The organism is uncultured Abiotrophia sp. (genome assembly GCF_963520105.1).
Lineage (GTDB): Bacteria > Bacillota > Bacilli > Lactobacillales > Aerococcaceae > Abiotrophia.
On sequence record NZ_CAUQPN010000011.1, the window covers coordinates 23,368 to 38,231 of the forward strand.

Below are 14,864 nucleotides of genomic sequence, written 5' to 3' on the forward strand. Positions count from 1 at the left end.
CGCTCAAATGCGCTATAATGTAGAATAGGGTAGTGGGCCCATGGCTCACTAGCTGACCTGGATATGAAGGAGAATGAAAATGCCAAGCCAAAACCTTCAGGCACGCCTTGAAGAAGTCAAACACTTATTAAATGACTATGCCTACCATTACTATGTTCTAGACCAATCCCTGGTCAGTGACGCAAGCTATGATGCCCTCTATCGGGAACTGGAAGAAATTGAAGCGGCGCATCCAGAATGGATTACGTCAGATTCGCCTACCCAACGGGTTGGGGACCAGCTCCTAGAAGGCTTTAGTAAAGTTGTTCATGCAGAATCCATGTATAGTCTAGGCAATGCCTTCAGTCCAGATGAAGTGACACAATTTATTGAGCGGGTGACCCAACAAGTCGAGGGCCCTGTCTCCTTCATGTGTGAATGTAAAATTGATGGCTTAGCCATTGCCCTTACCTACCAGGACGGTGTCTTTGTACGTGGCGCCACTCGGGGGGATGGGACAATTGGCGAAGACATCACCCAGAATCTTCGTACCATTCGCTCCTTGCCTCTACGTCTAAGACAAAATCTATCAGTAGAAGTGCGCGGTGAATGTTACATGCCTAAGGCTGTCTTCCTTGCACTCAATGAGGAACGCGAAGCCCAAGGCCAAGAAATCTTTAAGAATCCCCGCAATGCGGCGGCTGGTGGCTTACGCCAGTTAGACCCGCGTGCGGTGGCTGACCGCCAACTCAATATCTTCCTTTACAGTGCAGTCTACACGGATCAATTTCATCCTGAGAGTCAGGCCGGTCTCTTTGCGGCTTTTGAGCAATTGGGGCTACGGACCAATCCGCTCAGACGTGAATGTCAGACGGCTGAAGAAGTGATTGACTATATCCAAATGATTGGCCAACAGCGCCATGACTTGCCTTATGAGATTGATGGCGTGGTCATCAAGGTTAACCGCATTGACCAGCAACAGGCCTTAGGCTTTACGGTCAAGGCACCACGCTGGGCCATTGCCTATAAATTCCCGGCTGAAGAAGCGGTGACCACCCTACGTGAGGTGGAATGGACCGTGGGGCGGACGGGTGTCGTGACACCAACTGCCATTATGGATCCCGTGCCATTGGCAGGGACAACGGTCCAACGCGCCAGTCTCCACAATGTGGACTTGATTGAGAGCCTGGATGTGCGGATTGGAGACCAAGTCACGATTCATAAGGCGGGCGACATTATTCCTGAGATTACCTCAGTGCTTTTGGCTAAACGGCCCCAAGACAGTCAGCCCCTGACCATTCCGACCCATTGTCCGGAATGTCAGACGCCCTTAGTACGTCAGGGTGAGGAAGTGGCTTTACGCTGTCCTAACCTAGTCTGTCCGGCCCAACGCCTAGCCCTCTTGAGCCATTTTGTCTCTCGGGGTGCTATGAACATTCAGGGCTTGGGACCACGTATTCTTAACCAGCTAGTCGCTAGTCAAGCAGTCACGGAATTGGATGACCTCTATCGTTTGACCTTAGAAGATCTCTTAGGTCTAGATAAAATCCAAGAAAAATCCGCCCAGAAATTACTGGCTGCCATTGAAGCTAGCAAGTCCAACTCCGCTGAGCGTTTGCTCTTCGGTTTGGGTATTCGACATGTGGGCGCCAAGGCGGCGCGCTTAGTCTTGCAAGTCTTTGGTGATTTGAATCGATTAAGCCAGGCGACTGCCGAGGAAATTGGGGCCATTGAAGGAGTCGGGCCAATTATCAGCCAGTCTCTAGTGCAATATCTGGCCTTGGAATCCAGCCAAGCCATGCTTAAACGCCTAGCAGAGGCAGGCGTTAATTTGACCTATCAGGGCCTACAGCCTCTTGAAGTGGCGGAAGGTGCCTCAGCCAATGATTTCTGGTTAGGTAAAACCGTTGTCCTGACTGGGACCATGGAAAGCTATTCGCGTTCTGAAGCCAAGGAGCTCTTAGAAGCGCGGGGAGCTAAGGTTACCGGCAGTATCTCCAAGAAGACCGATTATTTGGTGGCAGGTCAGGAAGCCGGAAGCAAATTAAGCAAGGCGGAGTCCTTGGGTGTAACCATCCTTGACGAAGCCAGTTTCTTAGCAAATCTATAAAAAGTGGTGAAAATATGAAAAATAAATGGCAGAAGGGACTGACCCTCGCGGCAGTCAGTCTGACCCTGGCAGGGTGTCTTAACAACCTAGAAGCCGAAAATACCAAAAAGCCAGTGGTAGGACCTAACCAAGTGGTGGTGCAGACCACTCAGAACCAGCTGTCTAGTGAGAACTATCGGGCAGTTATCAGCAATGGTCGCTACCAATTAGGGGTAGCCAGCAGCTCTGACAGTAACCTTAGTTCCGCCGGTAATATCCGTGCCTTTGAAGAAGGGCTCCTGCGGATTGCCAAAGGCGTCTTTCCAACCAACCAATATTTCCTGCAGGAAGGAACCCTGATTAATCTAGAGACCATGACCCGTTGGACGGGGCGTGAATCAGATGATAACCCAGAAGGGCTCAATCCTCGTTTGCCCGATGATGCCGAGCAACAGCGTAAGGCTGAAAGCACCATTTCGGCGCAAAGCAGTGAGTCAAGCCAGGAAGAATCGTCTAGTGCAGAATCTAGCTCCAATGACCAGGTGATTACGGACGCGGCTGCAACGCCAATTTATCTGGCCCAAATCATGGAAAAAGACATTATGGTGGAAACCAACGATGGCTACTCTCTATCTGGGATTGTCATCGGTTTGGCCATGAATAGTGAATATCAATATACCGACTCCAATAACGTGGTGCACCGTCAGGAAATCTCGATCGGGGAAATGCGGGAGCGGGGTAAAGCCTACGCCAACACCATCGTGGGTCGTTTGCGGGCAACCCCTGAATTGCGTTCTGTGCCAATTTCTGTGGCCATTTTCAGTCAAGCCCCTGCCAATAATGTGGTGGGTGGGACCTTCGTCTTAGATGGGATTTCCCGTGAGGGGAATGCCGTAACCGATTGGACCGAGCATAACGAAAGCCGGGCTCTCCTGCCATTTGTAGGGACCAACCAAGGTAGTAACGATCAATACCCAGGTTTTGAAGAATTCCGGACCAAGGTCAGCGACTTCTTCCCTAAACTTAATGGGATTACGGCTGAAGCCCTCAATATCAACGGCAGCCTAGCTTCTCTTAAGATTAATATCGTGACCCAGTTCTATGATTTAACGGAGATTACCGCTCTGACCCAGCATGTGACGGATGTCGCCCAGAATACCTTCCCTGAAGGACTGGATCTGCAAGTTCGGATTGAGTCATCAGAAGGGACCGAAGCTGTTATTACCAAGCCGGCGGGTAGCAACCAGTATCAATCGCAAATTCTAAAATAAGGGGTCGCTCGTCCCTTCAACAACCAGCAAATAAAGTCAGTATCAGAAAGGAAGAATCGCATGGTCCAACCAGCCGATATCAAACACGTCGCCAAATTGGCGAAACTCTCATTCGATGACAGCAAGATTGATGCCTTTACCGAGGAATTCAATGCTATTATCGACTTTGTTGAGCAACTCGAACAAGTGGATACCCAAGGGGTGGCACCGACTTACCATGGCAACCAACTCCTCAATGTCTTCCGTGAAGACAAGGCCCAAGCAGGCGTTGAGCGGGAGCAATTATTAGCTAATGTTAAAACTAGCAAGGATGGCTTCATTCAAGTACCAGCCATCATGGAAAGTGAGGAAGCCTAAGATGACCCAATATCCAACGACAATCTTAGCCATGAAAGAAGGCTTAGCAGCCGGTAAATTTACATCACAAGACTTGGTGCGGGCGGCTTTCGAACGTATTGAAGCGACAGATGCACAAGTGGCAGCTTTCTTGGCCCTCAACAAAGACTTGGCCCTAGAAGCCGCAGCTCAAGCGGATGCACGTGGCTATGGGGCGGATGCGCCAATCCTTAACGGGATTCCGATCGGGGTTAAAGATAATATCGTAACCAAGGGCTTGGTAACCACTGCTGCCAGCCGTATGCTGGAAGACTTCGTGCCAACTTATGATGCGACGGTCGTAGAAAAACTCCACCAAGCCGGTGCCATCATTGTAGGGAAACTCAACATGGACGAGTTTGCCATGGGGGCTAGCTGTGAGCGTTCGGCCTTCAAGACAACGCGCAACCCTTGGGACTTGAACCGCGTACCAGGTGGGTCATCTGGTGGTTCTGCGGCAGCAGTAGCCGCTCGCCAAGTGCCAGCTAGCTTAGGGACCGATACTGGGGGGAGTATTCGCCAACCGGCAGCCTTTACTGGTTTAGTTGGGATGAAGCCAACCTACGGTTCGGTTTCTCGTTATGGCCTTATCGCCTTTGGTTCTAGTTTAGACCAAATTGGGCCAATGACCTTAACCGTGGCCGATAACGCCCTGGTCTTAGAAGCCATTGCCGGTCACGATGCTAAGGATTCTACTTCCTTGCCTGAAATTGATACTAACTATAGTGCGAAGATTGGCCAACCTTTAGCTGGTCTGAAGATTGGTTTCCCAGTGGATTATCGCTCAGAAGCCATCAACCAAGAAATTCGCGAGCGCATGGATCAAGCCGCTGCCTACTTCGAAAGCCAAGGAGCAGAAATCGTGGAGATTTCCTTGCCACATTCTAAGTACGGGATCAATGTCTACTATATTATTGCTTCTTCAGAAGCCTCTTCTAACTTACAACGCTTTGACGGGATTCGCTATGGCTACCGTTCGCAGAGCGCGCAAACCCTGGAAGAAGTCTATGTGCAATCACGGACGGAAGGTTTCGGGCCAGAAGTACAACGCCGGATTATGTTAGGGACCTTCAGCTTGAGCTCAGGTTACTATGATGCCTACTTCAAGAAGGCAGCTCAAGTTCGGACCTTGATTATCCAAGACTTCGAGCAAGCCTTCCAAGCCTGTGATGTAATCATGGGGCCTGCGACCACCTCAACTGCCTTTGAAATCGGGGGCCGGATCCAAGACCCAATCGAAATGTATGTGGCTGACCTCTTAACCGTGCCAGCCAACTTGGCCGGGCTACCAGCCTTGTCAGTACCAGCAGGTTTAGACCAGGCCGGACTTCCTATCGGCTTGCAACTCATGGCTAAGCCATTGGATGAAGCGACCATCTATCAAGTGGCTGCAAACTTCGAAGCCGGACATGACTATGTCAACCAATCCCCACGGGCAGCCGTAGAATAGGAGACCGCTATGAATTTTGAAACGATTATCGGACTTGAAGTCCACGTGGAATTGAAGACTGATTCCAAGATGTTCAGCCCATCGCCTGCACATTTCGGGGCCGAACCTAACACCAACACCAACGAAATCGACTGGGGTTACCCTGGTGTCTTGCCAGTAGTTAACAAACGGGCCATTGAATTTGGTATGCGTGCAGCTTTAGCGCTTAACTGTCAAATCGCGCCTGAAATGAAGTTCGACCGCAAGAACTACTTCTACCCAGATAACCCTAAGGCCTACCAAATTTCTCAATTTGATACGCCAATCGGGTCAAATGGTTACATTGACATTGAAGTCGATGGCCAAACCAAGCGTATTCGCATTGAGCGTCTGCACTTGGAAGAAGATGCGGGTAAGAACACCCATGCTAGTGATGGCTATTCTTATGTCGACCTTAACCGTCAAGGGACTCCTCTGATTGAGATTGTCTCTGAAGCGGATATTCGCTCACCAGAAGAAGCTTATGCTTACCTGGAAGCTTTGCGCGAGAAAATAATGTATACGGAAGTTTCTGACGTTAAGATGGAAGAAGGGTCTATGCGTTGCGACGCCAACATTTCCCTGCGTCCTTATGGCCAGGAAGCTTTCGGGACCAAGACTGAGCTCAAGAACCTCAACTCCTTCAACTTCGTTAAGAAGGGCTTGGCCTACGAAGAAAAGCGTCAAGCTCAAGTGCTCTTAGCAGGTGGTAAGATTGGTCAAGAAACTCGTCGTTACGATGAAGCGACTGGTAAGACCTTGCTCATGCGGGTTAAGGAAGGGTCTGCGGACTACCGCTACTTCCCTGAACCAGACTTACCATGGATTACCATTGCACCTGAATGGGTAGAAGCGGTTAAATCTACCATTCCTGAAATGCCAGATAGCCGTCGGGCTCGCTATATCAAGGAGTTCGGCCTACCTGCCTATGACGCCATGGTCTTAACCTTGACCAAGGAAATGTCTGATTTCTTCCAGGCTACCGTGGCTGAAGGCGCAGATCCTAAACAAGCCTCTAACTGGCTCATGGGCGAAGTGTCGGCTTACTTGAACAGTGCCAAGACTACCTTTTCTGGGACTCAATTGACGCCACACAACCTAGCACAAATGATTCGTCTGATTGAATCAGGGACCATTTCTTCTAAGATTGCTAAGCAACTCTTCAAGATTCTGGTGACTGAGGGTGGCGATGCGGATGTCATTGTGCAAGAACGTGGCATGGCCCAAATTAGCGACCCAGCACAAATTCAAGCTATCATTGACCAAGTCTTGGCAGCTAACCAAGCCTCTGTCGAAGACTATCGTAACGGGAAAGACCGTGCTGTTGGCTTCTTAGTTGGTCAAATTATGAAGGTATCTAAAGGGCAAGCCAACCCACAAGTCGTCAACCAATTGTTGATTAAGACTTTACAAACTTTCATCTAACCGTATAATAGAGAGTAACGATAATTTTAGATAGGGGATTTGCCAATGAAACGCTTTTTGAAATACAGCATGATTCTTCTGGGTTTATTAGCAGTAGCCTACATCGGGGGCTTGATCTTCTTCCTAGATCGCTTTACCTTCGGTAGCTACTTTGGAGATATTCCGCTCATGGGCTTAACTCAAGCCCAAGCCCAAGAGAAGATTGCTGAAGAACTTGGCAAGCGTCAAATTAACTTGCAAGAGAATGGGAAGACCACTGCCCAAGTGACTTTGGCTGAATTATCACCAAGTTATGACTTGGATAAGGCTGTGGGTCAACTCTTCAATCAGCAAGATCCAGTGATGTGGCCATTGAGTTTTGGTAGCCACCAAGATGTTAAGGTGGACTCCAACATGGTCCATGTAGATAAAACCAAAGCAGCTCAAGTCCTAGCAGCCAAAGGCATTGATAACAGCCAACGTCAGGCGGCGACAGATGCTAGCATCGAATATAGTGAAGCAGATGGCTATCAAGTGAAGTCAGATGTGACAGGTACTCAGGTTGATACAGATAGCCTGGCCCAAGATATGTTGGTCGCTGCGACACAAGAAAAGACGAGTGTGGATGTCAGCCAAGCCTATGCTAAGGCAACTATCCAAGCAGATAGCGACACCATGAAGTCAGCGATTGGCTTAATCAAGCAGTATAGTGAGAACCCAATCGTTCTTCAGATTGCCGGCGATGATGTTCAAATTCCGACCAAGACCATTGAATCTTGGATGCACTTTGACGAGAATAATCAAGTCAGCTTCGATCGCGAGCTCATCAAGGCTTACGTTCAAGAATTGAATGAAAAATACTCTACCTATAATAAGACGCGTGAGTTCAAATCAACCTTACGCGGTACAGTAGAGGTACCACCTGGCATTATGGGTTGGGGCATTGAAGTGGACCAGGAAGTCGACAAGATTGAGCAAGAGCTGCTGGCACACCAACCAGTTAAGCGTGAACCTGCCGTGAACTCGACTGGTGGCGTGCCTAATGCCAAGGATGATATCGGCCCAACCTACGTGGAAGTCGATATCGCCAACCAAACCATGTTCCTCTATAAGGACCATAAGAAAATTTTGGAGGCACCTGTTGTCACTGGTCAACCAGCGGCTGAGACAGTTCCTGGGGCAGGGGCTATCATTGAAAAATTGGCTGGGACCCGACTCAAGGGTTACAACCAGTTCTATCGAGTAGACTACTCTGTACCGGTTAACTACTGGATGCGTTTCGACGATAAGGCCCAAGGGATTCATGACGCCCCATGGCAAAGCCAATTTGGTGGCGAAGTCTGGACCCATAGTGGTTCATTGGGCTGTGTTAACTCACCACTAGACGCAGCTGCAACCATCTACGAGAACGTAGAATACGGGACACCTGTTATCGTCTTTAATTAATAGCAAAAAACGAGACCTGTAGGTCTCGTTTTTTTTAGGTCTTGAGGTAAAAACAAACTTCCCATTATATCATATATGATATAATGGGAAGTTTTCTTAGTTAGAAAAACCGGCTGAGAACTAGTCTCAGCCGGTATAAGTCTTAGTTAAAGATCCCAAAGATACTACGCATAAAGTTAGTAAATGGGTTGTTACGGCGGTTAGGGAGATTCTCAACGTTTTCTTCCTTGCTGCCTGCTGCTTGAGCCTTGCTTGCAGCTTCTTCTGCAGCCTTTTTAGCAGCTTGAGCTTCTTTCTCTGCTTGGGTTGGCAGGAGGTTGGTAGCCAAGCCTTCTAATTGATAGAGTTCAGGGTGCTTGTTCAAGCCGTCTAAGAGAATCTTAGTTTCTTCATAAGAAGAGTAAGGTTCTTGAACCCCCATAACAACGGCAATCATCTTACGACCATTTTCAGTCGTGGTAGTGACGAAGCACTTGCCGGCTTCATCCGTATAACCTGATTTCAGACCCGTCACGCCTGGACGGCCATATTGAGCCCCTTCAAGGAGCAAGTTGTTGTTGGCCATTTTAATTGGATGGTCGCTGTCTTTGGCCATGGTGTATTCACGGGCAGAAGACAGTTCTAGGATTTGTGGGTATTTTTCAGTGATGTATTGGGCCATCAGGGCAACATCAGCTGCAGACATTTTGTTCTGGCTGTCCTTGGTTGACCCTTCAATCCAGTAGCTTTCTGGTAGGTATTTGTTAGGCGCCCCAGATGTGGTGTAGAACTCATAGTTCTCAATGCCCCATTCATCTAGTTGGCGACGAATGGCAGCAACAGCTTCTTGTTCAGAACCGTAGATGTGAGACATCAAAAGGGTGGTCGCGTCGTTACCAGATGCTAACATAATCCCGTATAAGAGGTCTTGGACGGTGTATTCTGCATCGGTCACTAGGCCAGCATTAGATAATTCCGCATTGTCGGTGAAATCACGGACAATGGATTCAGGTGTCTTAATCTTATCGTCTAGTTTAATTTTGCCTTCCTCGATGGCTTTGTAGGTCAAGTAAACTGACATAATTTTGGACATAGAAGCAATTGGATAAGGCTTATTCCCTTCACGTTCCATCAAGACCTTGTGGGTATCTTGGTCAATCACGACATAAGAACGGGTATCTTCGGTTAGGCTATTTAATTCTTCAGGGTAGCCACTCGGCATGGTGAAGCTAGATGCTTGGCTGGCTTGAGTTTGGCTAAAATCCTTAGTTAAGTCTGGGGTTTTCTTTAGCTCTTGGGCCATAATAGGGCTAGCTAAACCTAGTAGAGTAGTGCTCGCTAGGGTGACTAAAACGAGCTTAGTATGTAACTTGGTCATCGAGTCTAATCCTCCTGTTATTTGGACGTATATGGTCATTGTATCAGAAAAAAGAAGCATATGCCAATAAATTTAGCCCATATTTCCTATTAGATAGGCAATTAGAAGAGTTCTTCCGGGGCTATACCGGCTTCCAAGGCAGTCAGATTGGCTGGATCCAGGTGAATGAGGGCCTGGATTTTGCCTTGCGCATCCAAACCTAGGACGGCTAAACCGTCTTGACTCCCTTCAAAGTCAAGTTGGGCTTGCCAACCGGCCTGGCTCATGTAGGTCATAAGCCTTTGGGACCAGTATTGACGTCGGGCCAAGTAGCGCTCGACTTCTTGCCGGGGAATCCAGTAATTGTCAACCAGCACTGTGGCGGTTAGACGGAAACCCTTGGTAAGCTTGGGGTTAGGCATGGATATGGCTCCTTTTCGGGGTGTACTTTCATAGTATAGCTAATAATTGCGAAGATTTTGTGAAGATAGCTAAAATACTAGTGGGGATTGTTATTTTTCAGCTCAGATGGTATAACAATAGAAGAAAAAGATAAGTGAAGGGAGGGGGCGCCATGTCCCTGCCATTACGAACTGCTAAATATACTCTGGCTGTCTTAGCGGCGGCGCTGACCGCTCAGGCGCTGGGGCTCTTGAATCCGATGACAGCGGGGGTCATTGCCCTTTTGAGCTTGTCGGATACGCGACGGACCACACTTAAGTTGGCTCAAGAGCGTCTAGTGTCCATGGTATTGGCCTTGGCTCTGGCTTGGTTGCTCTTTGCTGGTCTGGGCTTCAACATGCTTAGTCTAGCCCTCTTCCTGATCATCTATGTACCCCTCAGCTATCGGCTCCAGCTTATGTCGGGTCTAGTGGCTAGCACGGTCCTCGTCACCCAACTCTTAGGTTGGCAGTCGTTAGCTGCCTCTTATTGGCTCAATCAAGTGGGGCTCTTTGCCATTGGGGCAGGGCTGGCCCTAGCCTTTAATAGCTATATGCCTTCCAAAGAAGACCTGATTCTGGCCCACAGGGCGCGTATCGAAGACCAACTACGCCAGCTGCTTTTGACTATTCATGATTCTTTGCGCCAGCCCCAAACCAGACGGGGCGCAGACTTAGCTGCCATAGAGACCCTTAATCAGGAACTAGAAGCAGCCCTGACCACGGTCTTGACTGAGCGAGATAACCGACTCTTCAGACAGACCAATTATGATGTCCACTATGTCGAAATGCGTCAGGCTCAGGCCCAACTTTTGGAGCAGATGATGACCACCTTACCTGACTGCTTCTTAGAGAGCGAAGAAAGCAAGGTCTTGGCCGGTATTTTTTATCTGACGGCTAGCCAGTTGGAAACGGCCAATCCAGGTACCTATCTTATGGCCGATATCCAGGCCTTGCTAGCTTATTATCGGGAGCGACCTTTGCCAGTCAGCCGGCAGGAATTCGAGAATCGGGCCCGACTCTTCCAACTCTTGAATGACCTGAGTCGCTTTATCGCTCTTAAGGTAGCCTTCTACCAGACCTATGCCCAAGATTGGCAAATCTACCGGGACTAGGGCTTGAATTCTTTAAGCAAAAGTGGTATAACATATCTAGAATCTTAATCGAGAGTGAAGCCATGAGTGGCTAGTCGCGTGCACAAGAGAGGGATGGGTTGGTGCAACATCCTGGCGCTATAGTTGCTTACCTCTTCACTGATTCTTGGCCTAAGGGCAATAATTAGCCTGTTAAGTCAAGACGGTTGCTCCCGTTACCAGCACCAAGAGGCTTTTGTCAATGGCAGAAGCAAATTTGGGTGGAACCACGTTATCAACGTCCCATTGACTCTGTGTCGCAATACCAGAGTCAATGGGATTTTTTATTTCCAATGATTAAGACTGTCGACCAAGCACTATTATCCAATGAGGAGGAACTATTATGTCTCAAATCGCCTTAACTTTCCCAGATGGCAGTGTCCGTCACTATGACAAGGGTGTCACTGTCGATCAAGTGGCCGCTAGCATCGGCTCTTCTTTAGCCAAAGCAACCTTAGCTGGCAAATTCCAAGGTCAATTGGTGGACCACGACCGGCCTTTGGAAGCCGACGGGACCATTGAAATTATCACCGACAAGAGCCCAGAAGCCTTAGAAATTATGCGCCACTCAACCGCGCACTTGATGGCCCATGCCTTAACTCGCCTCTATCCTGGCATTCATTTTGGGGTGGGGCCTGCCATTGAATCAGGTTTCTACTACGATACTGACAAGGAAGTTCAATTAACTGAAGACGACCTACCTGCAGTTGAGAAGGAAATGAAGAAAATCATCAGCCAGAACTACCCAATTGTAAGACGGGAAGTGTCTCGCGCTGAGGCTCTCGAACTCTTCAAGCACGACCCTTATAAGGTGGAATTGATTAAAGACCTGCCAGCAGATGAAGTCATCACTGTCTACCAACAAGAAGACTTTACTGACCTCTGCCGTGGGATCCACCTACCATCAACAGGCAAGATTAAGGTCTTCAAGCTGCTAAGCTTGGCTGGGGCTTACTGGCGTGGTAACTCTGACAACAAGATGATGCAACGGGTTTACGGGACGGCCTTCTTCAAGCAAGCTGACCTAGATGAATTCTTGCGTCTACGCCAAGAAGCGAAGGAACGTGACCACCGTAAATTAGGGAAAGAACTGGGTATCTTCATGGTATCTAAGGAAGTAGGCTCTGGTTTACCATTCTGGTTACCAAAAGGGGCAACCATCCGTCGTGTGATCGAACGTTATATCATGGACAAGGAAATCAGCCTAGGCTATGACCACGTTTATACCCCAATCATGGCCAAGGTAGACCTCTATCAAACATCTGGCCACTGGGCTCACTACAAGGACGACATGTTCCCACCAATGGACATGGGCGACGGCGAAATGCTTGTCTTGCGGCCAATGAACTGCCCACACCACATGATGATTTATAAGAATGACATTCATTCCTACCGCGAATTACCAATCCGGATTGCGGAATTAGGCATGATGCACCGTTATGAGAAATCAGGGGCCCTATCTGGTTTACAACGGGTTCGTGAAATGACCCTGAACGACGCTCATATCTTCGTGCGTCCTGACCAAATCAAGGAAGAATTCATTCGCGTGCTAGACTTAATTAAGGCGGTTTACCATGACTTTGGGATTACAGACTACCGCTTCCGTCTCAGCTACCGTGACCCAGAAAACAAAGAGAAATACTTTGATGACGATGCGATGTGGGAAAAGGCGCAAGCTATGCTTAAGGAAGCCATGGATGAGTTGGGCTTAGACTACTTCGAAGCCATCGGGGAAGCAGCCTTCTACGGTCCTAAATTGGACATCCAATTTAAGACTGCTATTGGCTTGGAAGAAACCATGTCTACTATTCAGTTGGACTTCCTCTTGCCAGAACGCTTCGACCTGACTTATGTTGGGGAAGATGGGCAAGATAACCACCGTCCAGTGGTCATCCACCGTGGGGTTGTGTCTACCATGGAACGGTTTGTGGCTTACTTAATCGAAGAGTACAAGGGAGCCTTTCCAACTTGGTTGGCGCCCGTTCAAGTGGCCCTCTTGCCAGTTAGCCTAGAGGCTCACAGTGACCGCGTTCAAGAAATCTATGAAGACTTGAAGGCCAAAGGTTTCCGTGTGGATATGGACTTGCGTAATGAGAAGTTGGGTTACAAGATTCGCTCCGCTCAAACAGCGAAGATTCCTTACCAAATTGTTATTGGGGACCAAGAAGTGTCTGAAGGCACGGTTAACGTCCGCCACTACGGTTCTGCCAAGTCAGAAAGCTACAGCTATGACGACTTTGTCCGCCTCTTAAGCGAGGACGTCGCTAACAAGAGCCGTCTTAACTAATAGGTATTGAATAAATAGAAAAGGCTAGATCCTGCCTGTCGTCCTTGGGGGCGAGGCAGAATCTAGCCTTTTGGCTTTTATCACAGGAAAGCCAAACACAACTTGTGTCTGATAGAGCACGTAAATTTGCTGGCTCATACCCTATCTATCAATAGATAGATTGATAGATAGGGTGGCAGATGCAACTAGAAGAGACCATGCTAAAGACAGACTTTGCTTATGGCATGATTGGAAATTTCCGGCCAAATAGGGTAAAATAAGAAGGTAATAATTGACCCTGATCAACGAGGAGTAGCTTATATGGAAACTACTGAAAGCAAGCAGGCGACACGGCCAACGTTCCGCGATCTAATGTCGCAGCCTGCACTCATTATGACTTATGTAAGTATCTTAATTCTTTTTCCTTTTTATATTAGTGTGCCAGCGGCGGTAATAGCCGTGGGCTTGATTTTCTGGAAGTACCGGCGACGTTTATGGAAGATTGCCCTAGGAACAGGCTGGTTCGGTGCGGGCGCGATTTTTAGCTTTATCATAGCCTTTGCCAACCGTAACCAGTACGGCATCTGGGCAGCCATTGGCTTTATCCTGGTTTGGACCTTCTTTCGGATTTATCGTAGTTTTGTAACACCAGACCTACTGATAAAAATGCTCAATATCATTGGCTTAGGCAGTATCGGAACTAGCCTCTATGCTATCTATCACTACCAAGTCTTTATTGCTAGTCATGGTCTCCCCCTGGACTATATTGTGCGGGATCCTAACCCCCAACACCGGGCCATGTCAACCCTCTTTAATGCCAACTATTATGGGCTCTTCTGTATTTTTGCCCTCTTGGTGGGGGCCTACCTCTTTGTCAAGGCAGGCACTAAGAAGGCCAAGGTCTGGTATGGTCTTAGCATGGTCTTGAATGTGGTCGGCATTTTGCTGACCGCCTCCCGCATGGCCTTGCCGGCCCTGGTAGTGGGAACCATCACCTTTGTTTTCTTCATTAATCGCCGATTGGTCTTGTGGCTAGGAGGGATTGGGTTAGCAGGGGCCTGTCTGGTCTTCTTCTTCCCGGAACTCTTGGCGCGCTTTACCTCGGCTTCCTTCTCTCATAGCTTAGAAGAGCGGGAAATGATTTGGCGGGCGGCTTGGGGCATCTTCACCGATTATCCTTTAACAGGGCGGGGACCTATGTCCTACTTCAGTTTCTTCTATCTCTATGGTGGTAAGGGACAACCTCACGCCCATCAGATTTTCCTAGAGTTCCTCTCTTCTTATGGTCTCTATGGGACGGCAATCTACTTGATTGGGACGGTTGGCTATTTCCGTGAGCGGGTGGCCCTCTGGTTCAAACCAGAAGTTCAAGCTGAGATTGGGCTAGTGACCGCCATGATTGTCACCGTCTTGGTCCATGGCCTCAGTGACGTTGCGGTCATGTGGTTACAGACTGGCTATATCTTCCTCTTCATTGTGACTTGTCCAGTGGCAGTTTGGGAAGCCCTAGCTTCTTATCGGTCAGAAGATGGCTATCTAAAAATTAAATTATAAGTTTCAAAAAGCAAGTGCCTATCGCTTGCTTTTTTGACTATTTAGTCTATTATACCGAAATCATTCTATAATCGTTGATACATAAGGGTTTTATGTATCGCTT

At 48.4% G+C, this 14,864-nt stretch carries 12 protein-coding genes; 9 read left to right on the plus strand and 3 right to left on the minus strand.

Annotated elements, in window-relative coordinates; genetic code table 11:
* The first annotated feature begins 79 nt into the window (after nucleotides 1–79).
* The 6 genes from ligA to RWO08_RS08900 are packed head-to-tail and all read left to right on the plus strand — an operon-like array spanning nucleotide 80 to nucleotide 8,032.
* Complete coding sequence (ligA, locus tag RWO08_RS08875; RefSeq protein ID WP_314211846.1) at nucleotides 80–2,089, plus strand: NAD-dependent DNA ligase LigA; 2,010 nt, start codon at nucleotides 80–82, stop codon at nucleotides 2,087–2,089.
* 14 nt (nucleotides 2,090–2,103) lie between these two features.
* The gene (locus RWO08_RS08880; RefSeq protein WP_070756493.1) at nucleotides 2,104–3,339 is read left to right on the plus strand and encodes a CamS family sex pheromone protein; all 1,236 of its coding nucleotides are present in this window, start codon (nucleotides 2,104–2,106) and stop codon (nucleotides 3,337–3,339) included.
* A gap of 60 nt (nucleotides 3,340–3,399) precedes the next feature.
* Complete coding sequence (gene gatC / locus RWO08_RS08885; protein ID WP_070756494.1) at nucleotides 3,400–3,696, plus strand: Asp-tRNA(Asn)/Glu-tRNA(Gln) amidotransferase subunit GatC; 297 nt, start codon at nucleotides 3,400–3,402, stop codon at nucleotides 3,694–3,696.
* Between the two features lies 1 nt (nucleotide 3,697).
* Nucleotides 3,698–5,164, plus strand: a complete 1,467-nt coding sequence (gene gatA, locus RWO08_RS08890; protein ID WP_291427775.1) for an Asp-tRNA(Asn)/Glu-tRNA(Gln) amidotransferase subunit GatA — start codon at nucleotides 3,698–3,700, stop codon at nucleotides 5,162–5,164.
* A 9-nt stretch (nucleotides 5,165–5,173) separates the two neighbouring features.
* Nucleotides 5,174–6,607 (plus strand): Asp-tRNA(Asn)/Glu-tRNA(Gln) amidotransferase subunit GatB, encoded by a 1,434-nt coding sequence (gene gatB, locus RWO08_RS08895; RefSeq protein ID WP_314211847.1) that lies wholly within the window; start codon nucleotides 5,174–5,176, stop codon nucleotides 6,605–6,607.
* Between the two features lie 45 nt (nucleotides 6,608–6,652).
* The gene (locus RWO08_RS08900; RefSeq protein ID WP_311468771.1) at nucleotides 6,653–8,032 is read left to right on the plus strand and encodes a peptidoglycan binding domain-containing protein; all 1,380 of its coding nucleotides are present in this window, start codon (nucleotides 6,653–6,655) and stop codon (nucleotides 8,030–8,032) included.
* Nucleotides 8,033–8,174: 142 nt separating this feature from the next.
* Here the strand turns inward: RWO08_RS08900 and RWO08_RS08905 are convergent, their stop codons facing one another.
* Together RWO08_RS08905 and RWO08_RS08910 are read right to left on the minus strand one after the other, a co-directional pair.
* The gene (locus tag RWO08_RS08905; RefSeq protein WP_291427778.1) at nucleotides 8,175–9,389 is read right to left on the minus strand and encodes a D-alanyl-D-alanine carboxypeptidase family protein; all 1,215 of its coding nucleotides are present in this window, start codon (nucleotides 9,387–9,389) and stop codon (nucleotides 8,175–8,177) included.
* A gap of 101 nt (nucleotides 9,390–9,490) precedes the next feature.
* A complete protein-coding gene (locus RWO08_RS08910; protein ID WP_314211848.1) occupies nucleotides 9,491–9,790 on the minus strand; it encodes a hypothetical protein in 300 nt (99 codons plus the stop codon).
* Between the two features lie 152 nt (nucleotides 9,791–9,942).
* Between RWO08_RS08910 and RWO08_RS08915 the strand changes: the two genes are divergently transcribed.
* Nucleotides 9,943–10,923, plus strand: a complete 981-nt coding sequence (locus RWO08_RS08915) for an aromatic acid exporter family protein (protein WP_314211849.1) — start codon at nucleotides 9,943–9,945, stop codon at nucleotides 10,921–10,923.
* 171 nt (nucleotides 10,924–11,094) lie between these two features.
* On the opposite strand, the gene RWO08_RS08920 is transcribed toward RWO08_RS08915, so the two are convergent.
* Nucleotides 11,095–11,235, minus strand: coding sequence for a hypothetical protein (locus tag RWO08_RS08920; protein WP_291430131.1), 141 nt, complete (start codon nucleotides 11,233–11,235; stop codon nucleotides 11,095–11,097).
* 49 nt (nucleotides 11,236–11,284) lie between these two features.
* On the opposite strand from RWO08_RS08920, the gene thrS reads away from it, so the two are divergent.
* Nucleotides 11,285–13,228, plus strand: a complete 1,944-nt coding sequence (gene thrS / locus RWO08_RS08925) for a threonine--tRNA ligase (protein WP_314211850.1) — start codon at nucleotides 11,285–11,287, stop codon at nucleotides 13,226–13,228.
* A 300-nt stretch (nucleotides 13,229–13,528) separates the two neighbouring features.
* The gene (locus RWO08_RS08930) at nucleotides 13,529–14,761 is read left to right on the plus strand and encodes an O-antigen ligase family protein (protein WP_311469116.1); all 1,233 of its coding nucleotides are present in this window, start codon (nucleotides 13,529–13,531) and stop codon (nucleotides 14,759–14,761) included.
* The last annotated feature ends 103 nt before the right edge of the window (nucleotides 14,762–14,864 follow it).